This is a genomic window from Brevibacterium aurantiacum (genome assembly GCF_003932995.1).
Lineage (GTDB): Bacteria > Actinomycetota > Actinomycetes > Actinomycetales > Brevibacteriaceae > Brevibacterium > Brevibacterium aurantiacum.
Genome location: NZ_CP025333.1, coordinates 3,924,463 through 3,945,563 on the forward strand (window position 1 = coordinate 3,924,463; position 21,101 = coordinate 3,945,563).

18 protein-coding genes are annotated in these 21,101 nt (G+C 63.5%); 12 read left to right on the top strand and 6 right to left on the bottom strand.

What is annotated here, in order from left to right:
* Window positions 1–79 precede the first annotated feature (79 nt).
* Together CXR25_RS18070 and CXR25_RS18075 are read left to right on the top strand one after the other, a co-directional pair.
* A complete protein-coding gene (locus tag CXR25_RS18070) occupies window positions 80–1,936 on the top strand; it encodes an RNA polymerase sigma factor (RefSeq protein ID WP_125240847.1) in 1,857 nt (618 codons plus the stop codon).
* Between the two features lie 464 nt (window positions 1,937–2,400).
* A complete protein-coding gene (locus CXR25_RS18075) occupies window positions 2,401–3,819 on the top strand; it encodes an MFS transporter (protein ID WP_236850555.1) in 1,419 nt (472 codons plus the stop codon).
* 126 nt (window positions 3,820–3,945) lie between these two features.
* Here the strand turns inward: CXR25_RS18075 and CXR25_RS18080 are convergent, their stop codons facing one another.
* Window positions 3,946–4,698 (bottom strand): GntR family transcriptional regulator, encoded by a 753-nt coding sequence (locus CXR25_RS18080; protein ID WP_241212354.1) that lies wholly within the window; start codon window positions 4,696–4,698, stop codon window positions 3,946–3,948.
* A gap of 167 nt (window positions 4,699–4,865) precedes the next feature.
* Between CXR25_RS18080 and CXR25_RS18085 the strand changes: the two genes are divergently transcribed.
* The 6 genes from CXR25_RS18085 to CXR25_RS18110 all read left to right on the top strand — a co-directional run bounded on the left by CXR25_RS18085 (window position 4,866) and on the right by CXR25_RS18110 (window position 12,283).
* Window positions 4,866–6,959 carry an oxidoreductase gene (locus tag CXR25_RS18085; RefSeq protein ID WP_101639433.1) on the top strand — a complete coding sequence of 698 codons (2,094 nt, stop codon included), beginning with the start codon at window positions 4,866–4,868 and terminating at the stop codon, window positions 6,957–6,959.
* Window positions 6,960–7,142: 183 nt separating this feature from the next.
* A complete protein-coding gene (locus CXR25_RS18090; RefSeq protein ID WP_164514000.1) occupies window positions 7,143–8,087 on the top strand; it encodes an ABC transporter permease in 945 nt (314 codons plus the stop codon).
* Window positions 8,088–8,089: 2 nt separating this feature from the next.
* Window positions 8,090–8,968, top strand: coding sequence for an ABC transporter permease (locus tag CXR25_RS18095; protein WP_125240849.1), 879 nt, complete (start codon window positions 8,090–8,092; stop codon window positions 8,966–8,968).
* 5 nt (window positions 8,969–8,973) lie between these two features.
* Window positions 8,974–9,816, top strand: a complete 843-nt coding sequence (locus CXR25_RS18100) for an ABC transporter ATP-binding protein (RefSeq protein ID WP_101639435.1) — start codon at window positions 8,974–8,976, stop codon at window positions 9,814–9,816.
* Window positions 9,813–10,739 (top strand): ABC transporter ATP-binding protein, encoded by a 927-nt coding sequence (locus tag CXR25_RS18105; protein WP_101639436.1) that lies wholly within the window; start codon window positions 9,813–9,815, stop codon window positions 10,737–10,739. Before CXR25_RS18100 ends, CXR25_RS18105 begins: the two co-directional genes overlap by 4 nt.
* Entirely contained in the window at window positions 10,739–12,283 is a 1,545-nt protein-coding gene (locus CXR25_RS18110) for an ABC transporter substrate-binding protein (RefSeq protein WP_101639437.1), read from the top strand. Before CXR25_RS18105 ends, CXR25_RS18110 begins: the two co-directional genes overlap by 1 nt.
* 24 nt (window positions 12,284–12,307) lie before the next feature.
* Here CXR25_RS18110 and CXR25_RS18115 read toward each other — a convergent pair whose 3' ends face one another.
* Window positions 12,308–13,267, bottom strand: a complete 960-nt coding sequence (locus CXR25_RS18115; RefSeq protein ID WP_101639438.1) for a quinone oxidoreductase family protein — start codon at window positions 13,265–13,267, stop codon at window positions 12,308–12,310.
* Between CXR25_RS18115 and CXR25_RS18120 the strand changes: the two genes are divergently transcribed.
* The gene (locus tag CXR25_RS18120) at window positions 13,261–13,854 is read left to right on the top strand and encodes a TetR/AcrR family transcriptional regulator (protein ID WP_125240850.1); all 594 of its coding nucleotides are present in this window, start codon (window positions 13,261–13,263) and stop codon (window positions 13,852–13,854) included. The genes CXR25_RS18115 and CXR25_RS18120 overlap by 7 nt on opposite strands.
* Window positions 13,855–13,860: 6 nt before the next feature.
* Here CXR25_RS18120 and CXR25_RS18125 read toward each other — a convergent pair whose 3' ends face one another.
* Together CXR25_RS18125 and CXR25_RS18130 are read right to left on the bottom strand one after the other, a co-directional pair.
* Window positions 13,861–15,099: an FAD-binding oxidoreductase gene (locus CXR25_RS18125; RefSeq protein WP_125240851.1), complete on the bottom strand. Its 1,239-nt coding sequence runs from the start codon at window positions 15,097–15,099 to the stop codon at window positions 13,861–13,863.
* The gene (locus tag CXR25_RS18130) at window positions 15,096–16,397 is read right to left on the bottom strand and encodes an aromatic ring-hydroxylating oxygenase subunit alpha (protein WP_206430640.1); all 1,302 of its coding nucleotides are present in this window, start codon (window positions 16,395–16,397) and stop codon (window positions 15,096–15,098) included. Before CXR25_RS18130 ends, CXR25_RS18125 begins: the two co-directional genes overlap by 4 nt.
* A gap of 136 nt (window positions 16,398–16,533) precedes the next feature.
* Here CXR25_RS18130 and CXR25_RS18135 point away from each other — a divergent pair, with 136 nt between their 5' ends.
* Window positions 16,534–17,460, top strand: a complete 927-nt coding sequence (locus tag CXR25_RS18135) for a LysR family transcriptional regulator (protein ID WP_125240852.1) — start codon at window positions 16,534–16,536, stop codon at window positions 17,458–17,460.
* Window positions 17,461–17,472: 12 nt separating this feature from the next.
* Here the strand turns inward: CXR25_RS18135 and CXR25_RS18140 are convergent, their stop codons facing one another.
* Window positions 17,473–17,850 carry a hypothetical protein gene (locus tag CXR25_RS18140; protein WP_125240853.1) on the bottom strand — a complete coding sequence of 126 codons (378 nt, stop codon included), beginning with the start codon at window positions 17,848–17,850 and terminating at the stop codon, window positions 17,473–17,475.
* A gap of 228 nt (window positions 17,851–18,078) precedes the next feature.
* Between CXR25_RS18140 and CXR25_RS18145 the strand changes: the two genes are divergently transcribed.
* A complete protein-coding gene (locus CXR25_RS18145; protein WP_096146131.1) occupies window positions 18,079–19,011 on the top strand; it encodes an ornithine cyclodeaminase family protein in 933 nt (310 codons plus the stop codon).
* Window positions 19,008–20,381 (top strand): APC family permease, encoded by a 1,374-nt coding sequence (locus tag CXR25_RS18150; RefSeq protein ID WP_114384837.1) that lies wholly within the window; start codon window positions 19,008–19,010, stop codon window positions 20,379–20,381. The genes CXR25_RS18145 and CXR25_RS18150 overlap by 4 nt, the downstream gene beginning before the upstream one ends.
* Before the next feature lie 19 nt (window positions 20,382–20,400).
* On the opposite strand, the gene CXR25_RS18155 is transcribed toward CXR25_RS18150, so the two are convergent.
* On the bottom strand, window positions 20,401–21,063 hold the full coding sequence (locus CXR25_RS18155; RefSeq protein ID WP_240513655.1) for a hypothetical protein: 663 nt from the start codon (window positions 21,061–21,063) through the stop codon (window positions 20,401–20,403).
* Between the last annotated feature and the right edge of the window lie 38 nt (window positions 21,064–21,101).

The window sequence follows — 21,101 nt, forward strand, 5'->3', positions numbered from 1 at the left end:
TGTCCTCACTGCTGTGTCTGAGGCAGTCTGCAATGACGAGCCGCAGACCGACTGACGCTGCCGATTGATTCAGGACCGGATGGACGTGGACGTACACCAGCCAGGGGAAGAACTCGCCGATTTCACGGAGAACGAGCTCCTCTCACTCATCGACCTCGGAACCGCCGGCGCCTATTCCGAGATCTACCGACGCTACCGCGATGACGCCGTGGCCAGAGCAACATCGTCCCTGCCTCCTGCGCAGGCTCGACAGGTCGCCGATGATGCATTCCTCAATGTGCTCAGGTCCCTGCTCAACGGATCCGCCGACACAGCCGAGGGACTCCAGCCCATGGTGGATGTCGAGATCGATTCAGCAGTGGGCTCCCCCGTCGATTCGGAGGTCGACTCCGCAAGCGACGAAAACCTCGCGAGCTCGACGCCACCGCGTGGTCAGGAGTCACACGACGATGCTCCAGCTGAGGCTGAGGCTAAGACTGAGGCTGAGGCTGAGGCTCCAGTGCCTGCATTGCTCTCGCAGGCACTGTCGAACCTGCCCGACAACTGGCAGCGGATCCTGTGGCTGCACGAGGTCGAACGGCTCTCACCCGAGGCTGTGGCCGAACAACTGAATATCAGCGCACCCGCCGTCGAGCGGCTGTCCGCTCGTGCACGCCGAAAACTGCAGGACGAGTGGCAGAAAGTCCGCCCTGTGGACAGCGAGACAACCGCCGACCACCGTGGCGCGCTCATCCCCGCACTGCTGACCTCGCCTATCGTCATCGAGCGCCTCTCCGACACCCTGGCACAGACAGTTCCCGAACCAGCACCTGTGGTCCCAGAGTCAGCTCTCGCAGGTCCAGATTCGGCTCCCGCGAACTCCGAACCCACAGCCGCCGACAAGTCGACCGCCGACACATCTGCCGACGAACTGCCCAAAGCTGAAGCTGCCGCCGGTGCGAGCCTCGCCGTCGCAGCCGGCGCAGGCGCCGCTTCTGGCTCTGGCTCTGGCTCTGGCTCTGGCTCTGGCTCTGGCTCTGGCTCTGGCTCTGAAGCAGCATCAGCCCCGGAACCTGAGGCGTCAACAGACACCGAGGTCGACTCCGATTCAGAAGCTGGGGCTGCTGCAGAGGCTGTCGCCGATACTGAGGTTGGGGCCGACACCGACTCCGGAGCAGCCGAAGATTCCGACTCTGCCGAAGCAGTAGGCGCTTCCACTGCAACACTGGGCGCTGCAACTGTTCAGAGTCCGTCCCAGACACCTGCCGCAGCGCGTTTCAGCATGCCGAAACCCGTTCTCATTCCCGTGGTCGCCGCATGCATCGGCCTCCTCGGGACACTTGTCGGCGTGGCCCTGGTGCCACAGCACGACGAGCACACCGGGCTCCGCTCTGGCAGTGCGAGCACTGAGGTCTCACCCGCCGACTCCTCGTCGGAGCACGACGACAAGAGCAGCAGCTCCGGTTCTCCCAGCGGCACGAGCTCGGACAAGCACGATCGCAAATCGGGCTCAGAGACATCGTCGTCTACTGACTCCGACCGGGACCGGAACGAAAAGTCACGCCGAGACCCGGGGCACGAAGACGACCGCTCAGACGGCGGCCCATCAGCCAAGAGCATTCCCGGCGGCGACGACGGCGGCAGAGACAGCGGCAACGACGATCGCCCAGCAGATGAACCGGGCGACTCAGGTCCATCGGAATCCGACAGTTCAGAGCCTGAATCGCCTTCAGAACCGACACCATCAACACCCGACGATCCTGAGACACCCCCGGAGCCATCGCCTTCGCCGCCGGAGGACCCTGCGCCTACGGAACCGCCGGAGGAGCCCACCGAGCCGACACCGCCGCCGGAGGAGCCGAGCCCCTCGGATCCGCCACCATCAGATACCGACACACCGTCGGAGCCTGATCCCACGCAGGATGGCCCCTCGAGCACAGCCGCCACCACGAACTGAGCTGACGCCATCTCGAGCTGAACTGGCGGCACTTCAATCTGAGCTGACGGCGCCTCGAGCCGAAGCATCGACTACCACTCATCTCCGGTTCGCACGCCCGAATCCCTGTGCCCCGAGCAGTCTCCAATAAGAACAGGTTCTTCTTCGGTAAATACTTCGGTCGCCTTCAGCGAACCCACAGAATATTTACCGCGAGACAATTCATCGTGATTTGGGTCACAAAATTTGTTGACATGGGTGTTTAATCGAGTAAAGATGTTCAGCATTGTCGAAAAGCGATCACCCCGTAACTCTCGAGTTAATTACTCCCGAGCTCTTTGGGTGTCAGAAAATCGAATTGCATCTGAAACGAGGAACCACTGATGTAAGAAGGCCAAGCAAACCCGATTCCAGATGGGACGAAGCTGCCCCGCAGGGAGCGGAAAGCACTCAAGAAGAAGCGCTTAGAGGCCGACCACTGCATCGTGATCGAGAAGAAATCCATTCGCACCGCAATCGGCGGCACCACAGTCGGCAACTTCATGGAATGGTTCGACTTCGGCGTCTACGGTTACCTGGCAGTCACCATGACCACGGTCTTCACCGAAGGCATGGACCGGCAGATGGGTCTCCTCGTCACCCTGTTCGGCTTCGCGGTCTCCTTCCTCGTCCGTCCTCTCGGCGGCATGGTCCTCGGGCCGCTGGGCGACAAGATCGGTCGCCAGAAGGTCCTCTTCTTCACCATGGCCACGATGGCCACCGCTACCGCGCTCATCGGCGTCCTGCCCACCGCGGCCCAGATCGGCCTGTGGGTGATCATTCCCCTCTACCTGCTCAAGATGATCCAGGGATTCTCAACCGGCGGCGAGTACGCCGGTGCGACCACCTACGTCTCCGAGTTCGCCCCCGACAAGTCGCGTGGCTTCTGGGCCTCCTGGCTCGACGTCGGCTCCTACCTCGGCTTCGCAGCCGGTGCAGGCACCGTCGCCATCACCACCGTCATCTCCACGAGCGTCGCCGGAGAGAACGCTATGGTCGACGGCGGTTGGAGGATCCCGTTCCTCATCGCGATCCCCCTCGGTGCCGTCGCCATCTGGTTCCGACTCAAGATCCCCGAGACACCCAGCTTCGAAGCCAACGTGGCCGAGGGCCTCGATGTGAAGGTCAAGGACGACAAGTACGCTCGCCACGGCCTCATCGGCGTCATCCGCCACTTCTGGAAAGAGATCCTCATCGGCATCGCCATCGTCGCCGGTTCACAGACGGTGGGCTACGCCCTCACAAGCTTCATGCCGACGTATCTCGAGGAGACGGTCAAGGTCTCGAACGTCCAGGCGGCCGTGGCCACAATTCCGGTGCTCGTCGTCATGTCCCTGTGCCTGCCGCTGATCGGACGTCTCTCCGACAAGATCGGCCGCAAGAAGGTCTTCCTCATCGCTGCAGGACTGACGATCGTACTGATGGTCCCGGCCTTCGCAGTCATGCAGATCGGCGAGATGTGGGCCGTCGTCATCGCGCTGTTCATGGTGGCTCTGCCGGCCGGCTTCTACATCGCCTGCCTCGCGTCGACGCTGCCGGCGCTGTTCCCGACGGCATCGCGCTACGGTGCCATGGGCCTGACCTTCAACATCGGCGTCTCCCTGTTCGGCGGCACCACGCCGCTGTTCAGCCAGGCGCTCATCGACCTCACCGGCAACTCGTACATGCCTGCGTTCTACATCATGTTCTTCTCGGTCATCGCCTTCGTGGCGGTGCTCCTGATGAAGGAATCGGCGCACAGGCCGCTGCTCGGTTCGTTCCCGACAGTCGCTACACACGAGGAAGCGGTCGAGCTCGTTCGCACCCAGGATGACAATCCGGACCTCGATCCGGACACCATGCCGATCCCGGTCGTGAAGGTGTGATCCGCAGTCGCAACAGGACCGCCGAACAGTCCTGACCATCGCCGAGGCGGTCGCTCCCATCCGTGGGGGCGACCGCTTCGTCGTGCACCTCCCAGTCCAGTTCGCTTCCCCGACCTCAGTGGGTAGCTAGAGGTTCTCGGTCCGCCTGAAGTAGAAGAGATTGTCGATGACCAGGGCCTGCGCCTCGGCCGACCGGCCGGCTTCGATGAGCCCGACGAGGTCGACGATCTGCTGTGCCGATTCAGCGTCGACGATGGCGGCGATCGAGTGGGCCGCGAAGACTCGCGACTGGTCACGCAACCGCAGACTGATGTCGGCTGCCCGGCGGCCAAGACCGTGCTCGAGCAGATGCTCGTGGAAGAGTCGATCGGCAGTCATGAAGCCGATCGTGTCGTCCTCGTGCGCCGCTGCCAAAGCGGCCTCGGCGTGCGTGCGAAGATCGCCGAGGGCGGCCTCACTCGCCGCCGGATCCTCACTGGCCCGTGCACACAGCGCGTCGACCGCAGGTCCGGCGAGCAGGGCGCGGATGCGGATGATCTCCTCCAGGTCCTCTCGCGTGACCGGCACCAGGCGGAATCCGCGGTTGGGCACGGCCTCGACTGTCCCCTCGGCGACGAGAGACATCATGGCCTCTCTGACTGGGCTCAGGGACATGCCCAGCTGCTTGGCCAGTCCTGCCGCCGAATAGATCGTGTCCTCGTCGAGGTCACCGGTCGTGATCGCATGGCGAATGACGATGAGCGCGTGCTCCCGCAGCGTCGGGGCCGTCTCAGGTCGAGCTGGGAGCGACGCGCGACTGCCCGACGTGTGGCCTCCCAATGCACGACTGCCCGAGGCCGGGCCCTTCGCTTCAGGTGCTGCTGATTCGCTGGTGACCAAAATTCTCCTTCGATGACTATTGACAGCATAACCACGACGACTCACGATTGAGTGAAGTAATCGGTTATCGACTACTCTCATTTCGATCAAGTCGAATTGAGCTCGTCGACACCACAGCGTGGTCGCCGCGAAGCGGCCACTGTCGTTCCTGCGAAGAAGGAGGAACCTTGTCCCTCGACCCCCTGCTCCAGCCGTTCACTCTGGGTCCGGTTCAGCTCAAGAACCGCATCGTCTCCACCGCGCATGAGCCGGCCTACACCGAGCTCGGAATGCCCAAAGACCGCTACCGCCTCTATCACCGGGAGAAGGCACGCGGCGGAGTCGGACTGACGATGACGGCCGGATCGGCCATCGTGTCCAAGGACTCCCCCGCCGCCTTCGGCAATGTCGACCTCTCCACCGACGAGGTGATTCCCTGGTTGGCCGCCATCGCCGATGACTGCCATGCCGAGGGCACGGCAGTGATGATCCAACTCACCCATCTGGGCCCGCGCAACTCCAACTTCACCGCCGACTGGCTGCCGCTGATCTCCGCCAGCCGCCACCGCGAACCCACCCACCGGTCCTTTACGAAGGCCATGGAAGAGTTCGACATCGAGCGGGTGGTCGACGATTTCGCCGCAGCGACAGCTCGAGTCAAGGCCGCGGGCTTCGACGGCCTCGAATTCCTGCACACCGGCCACCTCGTCGACTACTTCTTCGCCTCGCGATTCAATGAGCGCGAGGACGAGTACAACGGGGACCTGGCAGCCCGGATGCGCTTCCCGCTCCAGATCATCGATGCCATGCGCGGAGCCTCGGACGGGCTCGCCCTCGGCGTTCGCATGTCCGTGCTCGAACAGCTCGAAGACGGGATCACCGAGGAGGCCTCCATCGAGGTGCTCAAGGAGTATGCCGCCCACGGCGTCGACTTCCTCAACCTCAACGTCGGAAGCATCAGCTCCGACAAGGAACTCGCCGAGGCGATCCCAGGCATGGGCACCCCCTCGGCACCCTGGCTCGAGACCTGCCGTCGCGTCCGGCAAGCCATCGACATCCCCGTCCTCCACGCCGCACGGATTGCCGATGCACCCACAGCCCGCTTCGCGATCGAGGACGGCTGCCTCGACCTCGTGGGCATGACCCGGGCGCAGCTGGCCGACCCCTACCTGGTAAAGAAGATCGAGGAAAAGCGGGAGGACGATATCCGCCCCTGCGTGGGCGCGAACATGTGCCTCGACAGCATCTACACCTCAGGCGCCGCGACCTGCATCCACAATCCCGCGAGCGGACGCGAAGCCGATCTGCCCCAGGAAGTCACTCGCGACGTCGAGTCAGGTCCCAAACACGTCGTCATCGTCGGCGCCGGTCCCGCAGGTCTCGAGGCCGCACGAGTGGCGGCCGTGCGAGGGCATCGGGTGACCGTGCTCGAAGCCGACGAAGCGGTGGGTGGTCAGGTGCGAATCGCCGCCCGCTCGCAGCGCCGCCGTGACCTCATCGGCATCATCGACTGGCGAGCGCAGCAGTGCAAGAAGCACGGCGTCGACATCAGACTCGACACCTTCGCCGAGGAGGACGACATCCTCGCGCTGTCCCCCGACGTCGTCATCATCGCCACCGGAGGCGTCCCCGACTCCAGCTACCCTTTCCGCGAGCAGGGTCCGTCGTTCGACGTCTGGGACGTCATGAACGACTGCCTGCGCAATAAGTCCCGGGTCCTCGTCTTCGACGATCACGGCTTCTACCCGGCACTCGACGCCGTCGAACACCTGGCTCGCAATGGCCAAGAAGTCACCTACGTCAGCCCCGAACGCACCATCGGCGTCGACGTCGGATCAATGAACTCCCCTGCCTACCTGCAGGTGTTCTCCGAATTCGGCGTCAAGGTACACCTCGGCGAAAGGCTCGCAGCGAAGCCGAAGATCAACGGCAAACTGGTCACCGCACGCCTGCGCAATGACTACTCGGGCATCGAGACCGAGCTTGAGACCGACGCTGTGGTCGTCGATTTCGGGACGACACCCAACGACGACGTCTACTTCGCGCTCAAGCCGCACTCGAGCAATCACGGTGAGATCGACATCGATTCCTGGATCCACGGTCGCACCCAGCCAGATCGCGAAATCGGGGCGATCCCGCCCACCACAGGAGGAGCTGCTTCCGCAGGCACCGTCGCCGAGGCGAGCGCTCCCTTCGCGCTGTACCGGATCGGTGATGCGGTCGCCTCACGCAACGTCCATGCCGCGGTCCTCGAGGGACTGCGAGTGGGAATGGGGCTGTAGCGCCGCCTCTTTCGCACTCAGCTCCGCGACACTCAGCGACTCTGTGACACTCAGTGAATCTGCGACACTCAGCGACAGGGAGCCATGACAAGCCCGTCTGCCGATAGACTTTTTTCGACAGAGCATTGTTAGCTGAGTCACATAAAGGTAGATTGAACATACCTTTACACATCGATGGAGAGAGTGACTGTGGGCAAATACATCGCCAGACGCATACTTCTCATGGTTCCCATCGTTCTCGGCGTTGCCACACTCTCGTTCGTTCTCATGCAGCTGGCTCCCGGCGATCCCGCTGCCGCCTACCTCGGCGACAAGGCGACTCCGGAGGCGGTTGCCCAGCTGCGGCATGTGTGGGGACTCGATCAGCCCTTCCTCATCCAGTACTTTCAGTTCCTCGGCGGTCTGATCGTCGGCGACTTCGGTCCCTCGTTCATCTTCCAGACCTCCGTGCTCGAACTGCTCAAGCTGCGCATGCCCGCGACTCTCATGCTCATGCTCGTCTCGGTCATCTTCGCCGTCGCCATCTCCATCCCGATCTCGCTGTGGGTGGCCGCCACGAAGAGCCCCACTGCGGCGATCGTCTCCCGGATCTTCACCGCCACGGTCCAGGGAATGCCGGCGTTCTTCGTCGGCACCCTGCTGATTCTGGTTCTGGGAGTGAATACGGGACTGTTTCCTGTCGGCGGGTATGGGCGCAACCTCGGCGAGCATCTGTATTCTCTGGTGCTGCCGGGCATCGCGGTCGCGCTCACGATCTGTCCGGTCCTCATCCGCAGCCTGACCGCGGCTCTCAACGACTCGCTGTCGGCCGAGTACACGAACTTCGCGATGTCGAAGGGGCTGAGCCGGTCGAAGACCGTGACCAACTATGCGTTCCGCAATGCTGGAATCACGGGAATCTCGATCCTCGGCATCCAGGTCGGACACCTCGTGGGCGGGGCTCTGATCGTTGAGAACGTGTTCGCGATCCCGGGTGCTGGTTCGCTGCTCATGCAGTCGGTGCTGGCCCGTGACTACAACGTCGTCCAAGCTCTGACCGTCGTCTTCGGCATCCTCGTCGTCCTTGTCTATCTGCTCACCGACATCATCTACAGCGTCGTCGATCCGCGCGTACGGCTGGGAGGCTGAGCATGTCCGCCGAATCTCTCACTTCCAAGACCGCACCCCAGGCTCGGTTCACGATGCCGCTGCCGGCGTTCCTGCGTCGCCACAATCTGCAGCTGTGGGTCGGACTGGCCATCATGGGCCTCATCGTCGCCGTCCTGGCAATCGGACCACTGTTCGTCACTGCCGATCCCAACCGTCAGGATCTGCTCAACGCCTTCGGCCCCTCCTCGCTCGCCCACCCCATGGGAACCGATCAGCTGGGCCGCGACATCCTCTCCCGGTTCCTCAACGGTGGTCGGGTCGACCTCATGGTCGCCGTCATCGCCGTCATCGTCCCCTTCATCCTGGGCACCGTTCTGGGAGCTTTGGCGGGTTATTTCGGCAGGTGGGTCGATGTCGTCATCATGCGCTTGGCCGATATCGTTTCGGCTTTCCCCTTCTATGTCCTCGTCATTGTGCTCGTCTTCGTCATGGGCAACGGCATGGCCAGCATCTTCGTGGCGATCAGCCTCGTGTCCTGGGTCGCCTACGCTCGCATCGTCCGCGGCGAGGTCCTCGTCCTGCGCGAAGAGGAATTCATCTCCGCCTGCCGAGCCAGCGGACTCTCGACTCCGCGGATCTTAGCCCGCCACGTCATCCCGAACACCGTCAGCCAGGGAATCATCTACGGCATGAGTGACATCGTGCTCAACATCGGAGTCGTCGTGACCCTGAGCTTCTTCGGCATGGGCATCGTCCCACCGACAGCAGACTGGGGGCAGATGATGAACGACGGCCAGCAGTACATGGGCACAGGCAACTACGGACTCATCCTGTGGCCAGGCTTCGCCGTCGTCCTCGTTTCCCTGGCCCTGGCGCTCATCGGCGACGGCCTGACCAACATCCTGAAGCCGAAGAGGTGAGCCGAATGAGCAGTGCGTCCGCGACATCTCAGCCCCTGTTGGAGGTCGACTCACTCACCGTCGACATCGACGGAGAGGTCGGCAGGCACCGGATACTGGACAATGTGTCGATCACCCTCGAGCCCGGTGAACCGATGGGCCTTGTCGGCGAATCGGGGTCCGGGAAGTCCATGACCCTGCGCACGATCCTCGGCATGCTGCCGCCGGCGGCCACCGTCGTCGACGGGGAGGTCCGCTTCCGAGGAAAGAACATCCTCACCTCGGGCAGCAGCCGAGGCTACGACCAGAAGGTGCGCGGCACCGGAATTTCGATGGTGTTCCAGGAGCCGGCGATCGCGCTCAATCCCGTGATGAAGGTGGGACGGCAGATCACCGATGCCATTGCCGAGCACAAGGGCCTGTCGAAGCGCGCCGCTCATGACCTCGCGATCGAGCTCATGGACCGAGTCGGCATCGCCGATCCCGAACGCAGAGTCTCGGACTATCCGTTCCAGCTCTCCGGGGGCATGCGACAGCGTGTGATGATCGCCGCCGCGCTGGCCCAGGAGCCGGAGATCCTTCTCTGCGACGAGCCAACGACGGCATTGGATGTCACGATCCAGGCCCAGGTGCTCGACCTGTTCCGCACGATGCAGCAGGAGAAAGGGCTGGGTCTGCTCTACGTCACCCATGATCTCGCTGTCGTTGCGCAGCTGTGCACGAGCATCAGCGTGATGAAGAGCGGGAAGATCATCGAGCACGGGAATCTGCAGAGTATCTTCGACGATCCGCAGGAGGACTACACACGCAGACTCCTGTCGGCGACTCCACGGATCGACGATGGAGTGCAGTTGGAGAGGGCGACATGACCACACGACTGCTGGCACAGGGCGACGACGCCTCCCGCCCAGGCACAGGCTCCGGCGACGGCTCGTCATCGAGCTCGAGCACATCGTCCGGGCGAGTCTCATCGGCGGGCTCCGGCCTCAAAGCCGAGAACATCACCGTGACCTTCGGTCGGGGCGAGCGAGCGTTCACCGCGGTCGATGATGTCAGCATCGAGGTCGCCCCGGGTGAGATCGTCGGCCTGGTCGGAGAGTCAGGCTCCGGAAAATCCACGGTCTCCCGAGTCATCTGCGGTCTGCAGCGCGACTATTCGGGCACCATCTCCTTCAATGGCCACGAGCTCGAGCCGAAGCGCAGCGCGAAGCAGTGGCGGGTCGTCCAGATGGTGTTCCAGGACCCATTCGCCTCCCTTGATCCTCGGTACACGGTGCGGAGCACACTCACCGAGGTGATCAGACACCATAAGCTCGCCTCGGGAGCAGGCCTGAAGCGCAGATGCGCCGAACTCATGGACATGGTGCGCCTGCCGGTCGAATTCCTCGACCGGACTCCCACAGCCATGTCCGGCGGTCAGCGCCAACGCGTGGCCATTGCCCGAGCACTCGCGGTCCAGCCCGAGGTGATCGTGGCCGATGAGGCGGTGTCCGCCCTTGATGTCAGCGTGCAGGCAGAGATCATCGCCCTCTTCGCCCGCCTGCGTGAAGAGCTGGGACTGTCGATCCTCTTCATCTCCCATGACCTGGCCGTGGTGAAGAGCCTGTGCGAGCGCGTCTGCGTCATCCACAACGGAGTCCTCGTCGAGAGCAGTTCGACGGCTGAGATCTTCCACAACCCTCGCGAGGACTACACGAAGTCCCTGCTCCAGGCCATACCCCGGTTCGACAGTGCCTTCCTCGAGCGGGCTCCGGAACGGCGAACTACCTCGTCGAGCGAAGGAGGCCGTTGATGTTCGGTCAGCGTACGTCTAAATTCCTCGCCGTCATCGCCGCGTCCCTGCTGATACTCACCGGGTGCGGAACGGGCAATGAGGAGGCGCCTGCCAACGGCGGCGACCTTATCTTTGCTCGCGGCAAGGACGTCACCACCCTGCTGCCGCCGACCACGACGCAGAATGCCGATATCTGGACCCTGCAGCAGGTGTACGAAACGCTGACGCTGAACAGACCAGATGGGACCGGAGTCGTCCCGGGACTCGCAACGGACTGGAAGGAATCGAAGGACAAGCTCTCGTGGACGTTCAATCTGCGTGAGAACGTGAAATTCCACAGCGGCAAGGAGCTGACGGCCGATGACGTCGTCTTCTCCCTCAACTATGCGAGAGACCAAAACGACGACGCCAATCTCTGGGCCGGGGAGTTCACCCTCATCGACGACGTCAAAAAGGTCGACGACTCCACTGTGAAGATCGAGCTGTCCAAACCGTGGGGGCCGCTGCCCAGCTATATGGCACTGTTCGCAGCCGCGATCTACCCGGAGGACTTCGGCGGCCACGATGCCGAATACATGGCTACTCATGCCGACGGCACAGGACCCTTCAAGGTCGACTCCTGGTCGAAAGGGCAGAGCCTCAAACTCGTGCGCAACGACGACTATTGGGAAGAAGGTGTGCCGAATCTGCACTCGGTGACGTTCAATGTGGTCTCCGAGGACAACACCCGCAGACTCCAGCTCCAGGGCGGGCAGGCCCACATCGATGAGGAACCTGCTCCTCTGAGCATGAGCACCATGGACCGGTCACAGGATGTCTCGGCCACTGCCTTCGAATCGACGAAGATCCTCTACTTCAACCTCAATAACACGCTGAAGGGTCTTGACGACCCGAAGGTGCGCCGGGCGATGTCCTACGCGGTCGACCGGAAGTCCGTTGTCGATGTCGTCTATGCCGGCTACGCGGATCCGGCAAGCTCCTTCATCTCCCCTGGTCTGACCGGCCATGCCGAAGGCGTCAACGGCGGGGAGTACAACATGGACAAGGCCAAGAAGCTCATGTCTGAGTCCGACCACGCGGAAGGGCTGGAGATCACCATCCAGATCCCCTCCGGCGTGGCCGACCGTGAACTGCTGGCGCAGATCGCCCAGCAGTCGTGGCAGGATCTCGGGATCACGGTCCATGTACAGAAACTCGACGATGCGACCCTGGTGACCAACCGCACCAACGGCGACTTCGAGGTCCAGGTCGGCTATGCGACCTCCGACGTCTCCGACACTTCGCAGATGATCAACTTCCTCGCGGTCACCGACGACTCGGGCATCCGCTCCGGCTATGGCAACCCGCAAGTCAAGAAGTGGTCGACTCAGGCTCTGGCTGAACCCGATACGGACAAGCAGAACGAGCTCTACGCGAAGATCCAGCAGAAGGTCGCCGACGATGCCCCGATCATCCCGGTCGCCTACCAGAAGGCGTTGTACGGAATCAGCAGCGACGTCGTTGACTTCAAACCCTATGTGCTGGGAACCTACGGGCTGCGCGAGGCCAAGCTCACGCAGTAGATCTCGCGACTGCGCGCAGAGAACTCAGTGCTCGAGGATGATCTTTCCGGTCGTCGCCCGGGATTCGAGTGCCGTGAAGGCATCGGCCACCTCGGCGATGGAATAGCGGGCGCCGATGCTCACCTTGAGGTCTCCGTTGCGTATCCAGGCGAAGATCTCCTCTGTCCTGCCGCGGATCTCATCTGCGGTGCGGACGTGGTCGGCGACGGTGGGGCGGGTGAGGAAGAGCGAGCCCGAGGTGTTGAGCGTGTTGACGTCGACCGGGTCGACCGGACCGCTGGCGTTGCCGACGACGACGATCGTGCCGCGGGTGCGCACGGCTTTGAGATCATCGTCGAAGGTGGTCTTGCCGACGCCGTCGTAGATGACGGAGGCGCCGATACCGTCCGTGACTTCCAGGGTCTTCTCCGCGAAGTCTCCGTAGCCGAAGACATGGCTCGCGCCGTTCGCCCGGGCGATTTCGGCCTTCTCCGCAGAGGAGGTCGTGCCGATCACTGTGGCTCCCTTGAGCACCGCCACCTGCGTGAGCAGCTGGCCGAGCCCGCCCGCCGCCGCGTGGATGAGCACGACATCACCGGATGTGACCGGATGGGTGTCCGTGGTCAGGTAGTGAGCGGTGATGCCCTGCATGAGAGCGGCAACCGCGGTCTCATCGTCGATGTCGTCGGGCAATGGAACTGCCTTGGCCGCCTGTACGAGAGCGAACTGGGAGAAGCTTCCCTGCCCACCAGCCATCCAACCGACGCGCGAACCGACCTCGAAACCTGAGATACCGTCGCCGGTGGACACGACCGTGCCGACGCCTTCGACTCCGGCACGAAAAGGCGTGGGCAGGGCCTTGCGACGCTGGACCACGTCGAGGAAGTTCACTCCCGAGACGCTCAGCTCGACGAGAATCTGCCCCTCAGCGGGTACCAGTTCCTCGTTGTCCACCTGCACGTAAGCCTCTGGACCGCCGTGTTGTTCAACCTTGATGAATGTCATCGTTACCTCCTCGAAATCGATGTCGATGTCTGCGCGCCGACGCTCAGCGGAATCGGCGTCGCATCCTCGACTCTGCGGCACAGCTGCTCGCCGACGAGGGCGTGGCTGGACTGACCATGGACGAGTTGGCCAGGCGAGCACAGGTCGGCAAGGGCACTCTCTACCGGAACTTCACCGACAAAGCTGGAATCGCCTCGGCGCTGCTCGACGATCGGGTGCGGGATATGCACGCGCGGATGCTGCAGGGACCGCCGCCGCTGGGTCCGGGTGCGCCCGGCAGCGAGCGACTGGCGGCCTTCGCCGAGGCATATATCAGGCATGTCTCGAGCAACCTCGATCTCGTCCTCCTCACCGAGGACTCAAGTCCGCGCGGACGATTCGACCGAGTGGGCTATCCCTTCTGGCGCCGCCACGTCGAGATCCTCATCGAAGAAGTCCGAGCAGACGATGCGCAGCTGCGCGCCGAGGCGGTCATGTCCGTGCTCTCGGCCGCTCAGCTGGAGCAGTGGATCCGCATTGAGGGGCACGACCTCGACGAGCTCATCGCCCGAGTGCAGAAGATCGTCGTCAGCATCGCAGTCGGCTGAGTTCAGTCACCGCTCCACAACGAGGTCACTCAAAGGCGTCGAACAGCAGGGCAGAAACTTCCCGGCCGCGATCTCCTTGGGGCGGATGCCTCCTGCGTGGTTCATCTCGACCTCGCCGCTGACCAGGACCGACTTGCAGGTTCCACACATTCCCTCTTCACAGGAGGAGGGGAAGACCATTCCGGCTTCGACAGCTGCGTCGAGCACTGTGGTCTCAGGATCGCAGTCGACGTGTTTGCCGCTGGTAGTGAACTCGATGCCGAAACTCGCCAGCGCCGAGCCGCTGCAGACGCCCTCAGCTGCTTGCGAAGCCGAACTGGCCCCTGACACTGGTGCACCCACTGCTTCGGCTACGCGTTCCTTCCGCGCCAGCCGCTCGGCCGGGGTCGTCGCGAACACGAAGGACTCCTCGTGGACCCGAGAGCCGAGCACGCCGAGCTCGTCGAGCATGATCCGGACCGCGGCCATGTAGTCGGCGGGACCACAGACGAAGGTCTCGCGATCTGCCAACTCGGGAACCACCTCGGCGAGGGTATCTCTGGTGATGCGGCCCCGACGACCAGCCCACACCTGGGCCTCTCTCACTTCGGAATCGGACTCTCCCACCTCAGCAGCGGAATCCCGGGAGCACATCGTCACCACACTCACTCCGGGAACCTCGGCAAGCTGCTCGAGTTCAGGTCGGAAGATGATGTCGGACGGAGTGGCCGCATTGTGGATGAGCACGATGTCGGTCGGCGTCCCGGCCTGCCTGGCCAGCAGGGACCGGACCATCGACATGATCGGGGAGATGCCCGAGCCGCCCGAGACGAACAGGTGCTTTTCGGCCGGGTGGAAACTGGTGCTGAACAGGCCGTAGGGTCCGTCGACGTGGATGCGGTCGCCGACCTTGAGCACATCGTGTAAGTAGGTCGAGACCGCGCCGCCGTCCACGCGCTTGATGGTCAGCGTGAATGTGTTCGTCCCGAACGGCGCCGAGGCGATCGAATAGCAGCGTTCACGCTCGAGTTCGGGAATGCGCACCGTCACGTACTGCCCCGGCTCGAAGTCGATCCTGGACATCCAGGGCGCGAAGAGTTCGAAGCTCTTCACGTTGTGAGTGACCTCGGTGATGGACACGCATTCGACCATCCCAGTCAGTTCCGCGTCGGCTTCCGGGGTCGCCGTGCCAACGCCTGGGGCTGTCGTGCCAACGCCGGGGACTGTTGCGAAGCCAGCGTGCAGTGTTTCCTGGTCGATCGTCATCGGCTCTGCCCTCCTGTGCTGTTCTGTGCCCTGTGGGCCTGCAGCCGTTCGATATACCAGGTGCAGAACTCCTCGAGGTCGCTCTCCGTGGGCGCATAGGGTCCGGGAACGTAGGCCGGTGACGAGATCCCGCGATGGGCCTTCGCACACAGGGCCGCGTCCTGCTCGTTCGTCTTCACCCACACGGTCGTGAGGTTCTCGACGTCATAGTCGACGCCTTCAACCGCATCCTCATGGACCAGCCACGTCGAGCGCACCAGCGTCCGGTCGGGGCCCAGCGGGACGAGGGAGAAGGTCACCGCGTGATCGCCCATAAAGTGGAACCAGGCGTTGGGCTGCGTGTGCATCGACAGTCGCCCCAGCTCAGGGGTATCAAGATCACCCAACAACTTCGCCGAGGCGACCCCACCGTCCATCGTGTACGACTCACCTTTGCCGTCGAGGGCGGCCCGTTCGATCCGGAAGCCGGTAGCTCGGCCGCTGAGCTCTGCGATGAGCTGCGTGGGCAGGTTGTTGCGTTCGCTGTTGACCCGCAGTCTCTCCTCGGCGTCGAGGTAGCGCTGGTAGGCAGGCTTGAGTCGCTTCGGAATCTCCTCTGGGGCGTAGCCATAGGTCGGGAAGAACGTGCAGGTCAGCTCCGGGTGCCCGGCCTCGCAGTGATAGCACTCGCGGTTGTTCTCCATCACGAGCTTCCAGTTGGAATGCTCGATGAGGTCGACCTGGGCTGCGACCTTGGTCTTGTCCAGGGCGTGCGGTTCGATGTAGGGCGCGATCCGCTCGGCCACCTCGGCGAAGTCCTCGGGTGGATTCTGGGCAAGGCAGATGAAGACAAGTCCCGCAACGACGCGGACGTTGACCGAGCGCAGGGAGAAGCAGGTGCGATCGAATCCTGGTGCTTGGACACCTGCTGACATGAGGTCGCCCTCGGGCGAGTAGGTCCACTGGTGGTAGCTGCACACGATGTTGCCCACGGACCCATTGGCCTCGGACAGGAGGCGAGCGCCGCGGTGCCGGCAGACGTTGTGGTGGGCGCGGATGTTCTCATCGTCATCGCGGATGATGATGACCGAATAGTCGCCGATGTCGATGGTGACGAAATCGCCGGACTCTGGCACCTCGGCGGCTGCTGCTGCGAAGATCCACGTCGAGGCGAACACGGCGTCGATGTCGCGGCGGAAGAACTCCTCGGAGAGGTAGAACGGGGCATCCAAACAGTACCCGGGCCGACGCTCGTCGATGAGCCGGTCGGGGTTGTCAGGGTTGTCTGTCCGGGGATCGACTTCAGGTGCCAAAGTCATCGGTGTCACCGCCTCGCTGCGATTGCTGTAGCTGATGCTGCTGTTGTTGCTGCTGTTATTGCTTAAGGCCAGTGTCCGCCGGAAGACCTGCGAAGAAAAGCGAATCTTTTTCCACTCGATCGTGCAACAATATTGCATGATTGATCGGCGTCTCCAGGTTCTCCGAGTCCTCGCCGAGGTCGGCACCCTCACCGAGGCCGCACACCGTCTCGGATACACTCCATCGGCCGTGTCCCACCAGCTGCGATCCCTGTCCAAGGACCTGGGTCTGACCATCCTCGAACAGCGCGGCCGGGGCCTGGTTCTCACTCGCGTGGGTCAGCTGCTGCTCGAGCGGACCCAGGAGCTCTTCACCCGATGGGAGGAGATTCGGGGCGAACTCGCCGAGGCGGACGCGGGCAGTCCGATGCGCCAAAGACGCCTGCGCCTGTGCGGCTTCTCAACCGCGGCGGCAACTCTGCTTCCGCCGACTGCGGAGAAGGTGAATGAGCTCTTCCCCGATTCGCAGGTGACCATCATCGAGGCCGAGCCGGAGGAGTGCTTCGAGCTCCTCGTCACCGAGCAGGCCGATATCGCCGTCGTCGTGGCCACGGATCCTCTGCCGCCCCGGAGCGACGTCAGGTTCGAACAGAATGCGCTGGTCAGCGACCGGCTCGACCTCCTCGTCCACAGCGATCATCGTCTCGCTACTCGTTCTGCGGTGTCGCTGAGCGAGGCCGCAGAGGAGAGCTGGATCCTCGACCGCCCGGGCTCCCCCTACTACCGGCTGGTGCGAACGGCATGCGCGGCGGCCGGATTCTTCCCCGAGAACGCCCATCAGTCCCGGGAGTGGGAGACAGGTGCGGCCCTGGTCTCCGCCGGGTTGGGGGTAGCGCTCATCCCTCGGTTGGCCAGGCTGCCCGAGGGCTACGATGTGGCTCGCGTTCCGCTGCGCGGCGACCCGGTCCCGTCCCGGAAGATCCTCACCGGAGTCCGCAGCGGATCGGCCGGTCAGCCGATCATCGCCGCCGCGCTTGAGATCCTCCACGAGGTCGCCGCCTCGGTGGCTCAACGCGGAGTATGAGCAGTTGGCTCCTCACCTCGGGCGGTGCCAGCCCATTGCCGCGTCTCTGATCCGGCGGCGCTTCCTCGCGGTGATGACGGTGAGCACGATGCCCAGGATCAACGCTGCCAGCGACGCAAAGCCCAGAATGTGGCTGGTGAGGATGAAACCGGAGGCAAAATCATCAAAGGCATCGACGTTGCCGCCCCCGCCGAGCAGGAACAGCACTCCGGGAATCATGATGATCCCGAGCGCCAGCAGCATCCCGAGAACACCGGCGACCATGAGCAGAATCCAGGGAACCACCGAAGGCAGCCGGGGTGGGGGCGACGAAGGTGGCTGCGGCATCGGGAACTGCGGCGGATACGGCGGTCCAGCCTGGGGCGGCGTCCAAGCATTCTGGTCAACCATGGCCTGCCCCTCCCTTCGTCGTCAGCTCCTCGTGCTCACCATCGTATTGGCACCTCGGCGCCGATCGACTGCTCAGCTGTGGCAGGTCTGCAACGCACGATCCAGCCGCTTCGGGTCCAACCTCACCGTTTCGCTTCCGGAAGAGCATTCACACCCCAGTCGGGGGTGGCATAAAGTCAGTTGCACAAGGTCAGTTCCCAGGCCGAATCACGAAGGATGTGCACACCGATGGACGAAGTGAAGAATCTCGACACCGAGGCTGTATTCGCCACGCTGACCCCCGCCGAGGCGGTCGCTTCCCTGCGAGAGGCGCTCGCGGGCGATTTCGATCCCAGCAATGACATTCCGCGCACCATCAGCGACGTGACCGCCGGCAACATGATCTTCATGCCCGCAGAGATCGGCGACTGGGTCGGGGTCAAGCTCGTCGGCGTCTCCGTCGCCAACAGCGAGCGCGGCCTCCCGCGGATCATGGCCCAGTACCTCATGTACGACGCCACCACTCTTGAGCTGCGCACCGTCATCGATGGTGCCGCACTGACGACGCTGCGCACCCCGGCCGTGTCCCTGGCCGCGGTCGAACCCGCACTGAACAGGTTCACTCAGCCCGTCAATGTCGTCGTCTTCGGTGCCGGCCCACAGGGGACAGGACATGCCGACACCATCGCCGACGTCCTCGACGTCGAGCTCGCAGACGTCTGCTTCGTCGTCCGTTCCCCCGATCAGGTCACCGCCGATGTCCATGAACGCGGCAGAGTGCTGCAGGCTCAGACCGCCGAGGTGGACGAGGCCATCCGTGCCGCCGACATCATCGTCACCGCCACCACCGCAAGCGAGCCCCTGTTCGCCGCAGATCTCGTCAAACCCGGCGCCGTGGTCATGGCCTGCGGCTCCCACGACCCCCACTCACGTGAGCTGCCAGCCGAGCTCTTCACCTCGGCGATGGTCGTGGTCGAAGATCTCAGCACCGTTCTGCGCGAAGGCGGAGACGTCGTCCTCGCTATCTCCGACGGTGCGCTGAACGCGGACTCGCTGATAACGATGAAGGCGTTCAGCAACGGCGAGGTCAGCGCCGACCCCGACCAGACGCTCATCTTCAAGGGCTCCGGCATGTCATGGGAGGACCTGGCTGTGGCCACGAAGCTGGTCGGCAAAGCATGAGCTCCTCCACCGAAGGAGCCACAGGAGCCAAGGGAGCCACGGGGAAGTCAGGTGAGCTTCACCGCAGCATCGGATTGACCGAACTGGTGTTCATCGGTCTGGTATTCATCGGGCCGGCGGCTGCTGTCGGTGTCTTCGGCACGCTCGACGCGAACTCGGGTGGTGCGGTCGCCCTCGTCTACATTGTGGCCACGATCGTCATGTCGTTCACCGCGGTCAGCTATATGCGCATGTCGCGGGAGATCCCGCGGGCCGGGACGGTCTTCGCCTACGCCTCGGCGGGAATCGGACCGCGAGCCGGATTCACCGCCGGCTGGATGATCCTCCTCGACTATCTGTTCATCCCGTCCGTGGCGTACCTGTTCACGGGCATCGCTCTGAACTCGATCTTCCCGAGCATTCCCGTGTGGCTGTTCACCGGCATCGCCGTCATCCTCACCACCGGGCTCAACCTCGCGGGCGTGAAGATCGCCTCACGGGTGATCACGCTCGTGGTCGTCATCGAAGTGCTCGTTCTCGGGCTGGTCCTCGTGCTCGGCATCATCTTCCTGGCCGCCAATGGACCCAGCCGTGATTGGCTGTCCCCACTGACCGGCGTGGGCGCGTTCTCGATCACTGCTGTACTGGCTGCGGTGTCTGTGGCCGTCCTGTCCTATCTCGGCTTCGACTCCCTGGCGACCTTCGCCGAGGAGGCCAAAGGCGGGCCGAAGATCGTCGGACGCGCCACCCTGGTGTGCCTGATTCTCGCCGGGGTCTTCTTCGTGGCGCAGACCTGGGTCGGCAGCCTGCTCTCGCCGGTCTCCCCTGCCGAGCTGCAGGCCAATCCCGAGTTGGAGGGTGCCGCCTACTACGATGCCGTCGATGCCACCCTCGGGACATGGGTCCACTGGCTGCTGGCCCTGGCCAAGGCCGTCGGTGCGGCATTCTCGGCCATGATCGGACAGGCCGCCGGCTCCCGCATCCTCATGGACATGGGGCGCAAAGGCCAGGTGCCGAAGTTCCTGAGCCAAGTCTCGCCGCGCACCGGTGTTCCGTGGAAGGGAATCCTCGTCGCCGCTGTCGGCAACGTCATCGTTGCCGGTTGGGCCACGACCCGTGCGGACGGACTCGACCAGCTCACGTCCATCGTCAATGTCGGCGCGCTGAGCGCATTCATCTTCGTCCAGGCCTCAGTGGTCGGCTATTTCCTCGTCAAGCGCAAGGGTTCTGAGACCCCGAGCTGGTTCACACACGGGGCGATTCCGATCATCGGCGCCATCCTGCTCGCCATCGTCTTAGTCAGCGCGAATCCTCTGGCACTGATCATCGGTGCGGTGTGGTTGGCCATCGGCCTCGTCGTGTATCTGGTGCGCAACCGCCGACGAGTGTGACTGGGTCAGACTGCTGACCTCAGTCCTGGAGTCGGGTTGTGCCGTCGATCCCACCCGAGGTGTTGAGCTGCTTGGCATAGCAGTAGTCGGCTCCCAGTCCGTGTGACGAACACCAGGACAGCGCCTCCTCGGGGTCGTCGTATCCGATTCCCACAACGGTGACCCAGAAGTTGTCTTCTTTGAAGCTGGCGAAGTCGCCAGACCACACCAGCTGCACGCGGGGATACTCTTCCCGCAGCTCTTGGTGTTCGGCGAGAATGTCCTTTTCCTTCCAGACTTTCCCCTCGGCCTCCAGGTCCAGCTTCTTCGAGCTCAGCTGCGGCACCCACTTCCCGTTGAGGTCGGCTTTGACGCTGGGTCTGTCACCTTCGATCAGCTGATCGAGAGCCTTCGCGGGGTCATTCGACAGTGATGGTGACTCCGAGGGTTCGGGACTCTCTGAGGGACCCTGACTCGACGAGGCCTCACCTCCCGGGGTCTTCGCATCCGATGAGGCCGGTGCCGCAACCGTGTCACCGTCGGAGTCATTGCCGAACAGAGTCGCTGCGCCCCACCCGATTCCGAGGGCGACGACCACGATGAGAACTACGCCCAGCGCGATGAGCCCCTTCCGACTGCGCGGCTTCCCTGTCTGTGCGGCGGCATAGGGCCCCTGGCCATACTGGGCATTGGGGTTCTGCACCGGCGCCTGCGGTTGCTGCGGGTACTGCTGTTGCTGCG